Genomic DNA, 3,892 nt, shown 5'->3' with positions numbered 1-3,892 from the left:
TATAAGATCAATCTTCATGAAAACCAGATTGTAATTTCTACCGGAGGCAGGGATGCTTTTAATACTCCAATTTACAGGAATTTAGGATACTACCATTTTAATGGGACCAGCTGGGTGTACCCGGAATATTTTAAAAATTCAAATATTCTGTTCAATGTAATGGATGCTGTTATAAATCCCTCCAAGCCATCAGAGATTTTCTTTACAAACTTTACCCCAATAGACGGTGGAAAGGGTATCTACAGAATGAATAATAATGAGTTTGAAAAACGCTATGTAAGTACTGGTGGATGGTTGAACCGGTCAATTGGTTGCACATTTGACGAAAATAATCAGTTGTTTGTTTCAGTATCAGGAGTTAATTCAGATAGAATAGGTTTTTATTTATACAATTCCATTACTGATGATTTTAATTTAGTAGCACCTTTAACAGGTCGCGGCGTACAGAAGCCTTTTACGAAGTCAGGAATTCTCTATATTCCTTCCCCAGATTTCACTGGGGGTGGTTTACTGGTCTACGACTACAAGAATACGCCAGCATCCACAGGAGACGACCGTTTTAAAATCCTTAGAAAAAACAATAATCTCCCTGCAGATGGAGTGGTGTCGGCAAATATTGATAAAAATGATGATATCTGGATCGGAACGAGAATAGGTCTCCGCATCATCAGTAACCCATCTTCATTTATCAGTGAAGAAAATCCGCAGGCAGAACCAATTATCATTGAAGAAAATGGTCTTGGTGAAGAACTGTTCCGCGACAGCAGCATTCTACAAATTGAGGTAGACGCCGGAAACCAAAAATGGATTTCAATTGATGATGGCGGTGTTTTTTATCTGAGTTCAACTGGCGAACAAACATTGAAGCATTTTACAAAAGAAAATTCACCTCTCCCAAGTAACAGCGTAACCGATATAAAAGTTGACAATAAAACCGGCAAAGTATATTTTGTAACGCTCGATGGAGTGATGGTTTATCAGGGTGATGTTTTGAATGTAACAGAGGATTTCGGGGATGTATTGGTGTATCCGAATCCGGTGGTTTATTCCAAATATAAAGGCAATGTACGGATTAGAGGTTTGGCTGAAAAAACCAATATCCGGATTACAGATGCTGCCGGAAACCTTGTTCATCAGGCTGTTTCCAGAGGAGGATATTACGAGTGGAATCTCAATAACCATCGGGGAGTTCGGGTAGCGTCGGGGATTTATTTTGTCCTGATGACCAATGCAGACGGAACCGATACTGCGACTGCAAAAATTGCTGTAGTAAACTAATGTTTACCCAAACCTGCTACTTACTTTCGTATGTGAAATATGGAGATAATGGTGCTGTGCTGCATTGTTTTTCGGCAGATACAGGCTACCAGAGTTTTTTTGCACGAGGCATTTATTCGTCGAAAAATAAAAAGAAACCTTATCTTCTTCCATTAAATCTTCTAAACATCACGGTCTCAAAACCCAATGCTCAAAAAGGAATTTCAACGGCATCAAAAATCGAACTTTCTGCCGGTATCCACGATTTTAATGATGTAAAGATCAACTCAGTACTGTTTTTTACTGCAGATTTTCTTCATCAGATCTTAAGGGAAGAACATCAAAATGACTTGGCTTTTAATGAAATAGAAGAGTTCAGGCATGAAATTGCCCTCAATAACCATAATTCGCATATATCGTTAATTTTTAATTTTTTAAAAATTTCTGGAATTGCACCGCTTTTTAAAGACGAAAAATATTTGGACCCCGAATCAGGAGTTTTCAGAGACCAAATTTCTCATCCACTTTTTACTGAAGAAATTTCACAGCTTTGGAAGCGTTTTTTAACTGCGCCCCAAACGTACTCAATAAAGCTTCAGCGGGCGGAAAGAAATGCTTTTCTCGATTCGCTGATGGTTTACTATAACCTGCATTTTTCGGGATTTTATACCCCTAATTCTTTGGCTGTTTTGCGACAGATTTACGAATAACGGGACAAAAAAAAGTTCCTCAAAAATGAGGAACTTAATTATTTATGCTGAGATATTATCTTTCTGCATCAAAATGTGTTGTTTTGTAAATTTGGAAATTAAATACAAAACTCCTGTTTCTGTATGCAAGACCGGTATAATTGAAATGTACATCTCTTGCAAAAGCTGCTCTGGAAGGAACAATGATCACACCCTGAAGATTATAATTGCTGTCATCGGGCATATCAAATGCCTGGAATTTTTTAATCGCTTCCTGAAATCCTTCAATTTCATAGTAACTTCTCTCTTTGGCAGCGGCAACTGTTGCACTTGTGAGAACAGATTTTTTTACGTAGAAATAAGAAGGATCTACTTCCGGAACCCCAGCACCGTCGATGGTATTTCTGAAGGTTGATGGTGATGTAAAAGTAACCTTATTATCGGTATTTGTAGCAACATAAGTTGTCGATCTACTCATTAATCTAAGCAAATCATATTGGCCAATATTTGTTCCAGCGGTTGGCTGTGCGCCGGGTCTCACGATATAAATAACACCGGACGGCAAAGTTACAGGGTTCAAATCGGCTAACTTTACGTTTACCGTATCTGTAGCAACAAATTCTTTTATATTTCCTTTCGCATCAAGGTAATGAGTATCCAGAAAGTGCTGTGCCGCCTGGTCATCATATGTATTCTGTGTTTCTATGCTTACTTCCTCTGTTGTATCAGGATTATCATCGTTTCTGCAAGATATGATGGCTATAGATGCTAATGCGAGATATAAGAATGTTTTCTTCATTTTTAATATTATCATTAAATTGCTAAAATTTTCAATCCAGCAAAAGTATAAATAAAATATGAGAATCGATAAATTTTTATGGTGCGTACGTTTTTACAAAACAAGAAGTATTGCGGCCGATGAAATCAAGAAAAACAGAGTTTCTGTGGGAAATAATGTGGTGAAATCATCCAAAGAGGTGAATCCGGGAGATGTGATAAAAATTCGCAAAAATCAAATCGATTATAAGATTAAGGTTCTTGAGATCCCGAAAAGCAGGTTAGGTGCGAAGTTGGTTCCCCTTCATATTGAAGACAAAACAGATAAAGAACAATACGAAATCCTTAAACTACGTAAGCTTACCCAGGATTACTACCGAGGAAAAGGCGAGGGAAGACCTACTAAAAAAGATCGCCGGGATATGGATGAATATGTAGCCGGAGATGCAAATTCCGAAATGGCTGATGATGACTGGGATATATTTTTCAGCGATGTGAACGAAAATACTGAAGATTAAAACAACGCTTCAATTTCATCGGCAATCTGTTCTGGTTCTTTACCATCGGTATCGATAGTAAATTTTGCCTGTGAGTAATAGAAATTTCTTTCAAAAAGATGCTTGGCAATAAATTCCGGTAAATCTTCGTCATTCTGGGAAGCAATAAGCGGTCTTTTCTGTTTCTGTTTTAAGAGTCTCTGAGAAAGTGTTTTTACAGAAGTTCGGAGGAAAATACTTTGCGTATGCTTATTGATAAGTTGCATATTGTTATAGTAAGCGGGTGTGCCCCCACCCAGACTTAAAATACAGTGTTCAGAAGTTGCTAAAATCTCTTCAAGTAATTCCCGTTCCTGCTTTCTAAAGTATATTTCACCCTTTTTTTGAAAGATTTCGTGAATGGATAAATTATTTTTCAAAGAAATTTCTTTGTCGAGATCAATTAATTTTAAATGTAGCTTTTGGCTCAAAACTTTGGAAATGTGAGATTTACCACTTCCCATGTATCCTATGAGTGAAATAATCATTTTTGAATTTTGTACAAATTACTAAAAAAATTTTGAGATTTTAAAAAAAGGCCTATCTTTGCACCACTCAAAAAGGGAAAATAATTACAGACTTCGGTTTTTAATTATTCGTTTTAGAGAGTGGCCGACTCGGTAGCTCAGCTGG

Annotated in this window: 5 protein-coding genes and 1 tRNA gene (1 of these 6 only partly in view); 4 read left to right on the top strand and 2 right to left on the bottom strand. The window is 37.1% G+C overall.

The features are described 5' to 3' along the window. Nucleotides 1-1,278, top strand: a 1,278-nt coding sequence (gene porZ, locus V5N63_RS09175; RefSeq protein ID WP_332033701.1) for a type IX secretion system anionic LPS delivery protein PorZ, incomplete at its 5' end; no start/stop codon positions are given. Next, nucleotides 1,278-1,967, top strand: coding sequence for a DNA repair protein RecO (gene recO / locus V5N63_RS09170; protein ID WP_332033700.1), 690 nt, complete (start codon nucleotides 1,278-1,280; stop codon nucleotides 1,965-1,967). The genes porZ and recO, both read left to right, overlap by 1 nt. Before the next feature lie 55 nt (nucleotides 1,968-2,022). On the opposite strand, the gene V5N63_RS09165 is transcribed toward recO, so the two are convergent. Next, nucleotides 2,023-2,745, bottom strand: coding sequence for a hypothetical protein (locus tag V5N63_RS09165; protein WP_332033699.1), 723 nt, complete (start codon nucleotides 2,743-2,745; stop codon nucleotides 2,023-2,025). Nucleotides 2,746-2,803: 58 nt separating this feature from the next. Here V5N63_RS09165 and V5N63_RS09160 point away from each other — a divergent pair, with 58 nt between their 5' ends. Beyond that, nucleotides 2,804-3,241, top strand: a complete 438-nt coding sequence (locus tag V5N63_RS09160; protein ID WP_332033698.1) for an RNA-binding S4 domain-containing protein — start codon at nucleotides 2,804-2,806, stop codon at nucleotides 3,239-3,241. On the opposite strand, the gene V5N63_RS09155 is transcribed toward V5N63_RS09160, so the two are convergent. Then, on the bottom strand, nucleotides 3,238-3,747 hold the full coding sequence (locus tag V5N63_RS09155; RefSeq protein WP_332033697.1) for a shikimate kinase: 510 nt from the start codon (nucleotides 3,745-3,747) through the stop codon (nucleotides 3,238-3,240). The two genes, V5N63_RS09160 and V5N63_RS09155, sit on opposite strands and share 4 nt — an antisense overlap. 126 nt (nucleotides 3,748-3,873) lie before the next feature. Here V5N63_RS09155 and V5N63_RS09150 point away from each other — a divergent pair. Continuing rightward, nucleotides 3,874-3,892: transfer RNA gene (locus V5N63_RS09150), tRNA-Lys, on the top strand; it runs 154 nt beyond the window's last position.

It is taken from the genome of Kaistella sp. (genome assembly GCF_032060305.1).
GTDB classification, from domain to species: Bacteria; Bacteroidota; Bacteroidia; order Flavobacteriales; family Weeksellaceae; genus Kaistella; species Kaistella yananensis.
Note: the sequence above shows the minus strand (reverse complement) of the source record. Positions and strands in the feature narration are given on the sequence as shown.

What these genes read in the sequence shown, in the direction of transcription:
- recO (WP_332033700.1), top strand. Translation starts at nt 1,278, where the DNA reads ATGTTTACCCAAACCTGCTACTTACTTTCGTATGTGAAATATGGAGAT.
- V5N63_RS09165 (WP_332033699.1), bottom strand. Translation starts at nt 2,745, where the DNA reads ATGAAGAAAACATTCTTATATCTCGCATTAGCATCTATAGCCATCATA.
- V5N63_RS09160 (WP_332033698.1), top strand. Translation starts at nt 2,804, where the DNA reads ATGAGAATCGATAAATTTTTATGGTGCGTACGTTTTTACAAAACAAGA.
- V5N63_RS09155 (WP_332033697.1), bottom strand. Translation starts at nt 3,747, where the DNA reads ATGATTATTTCACTCATAGGATACATGGGAAGTGGTAAATCTCACATT.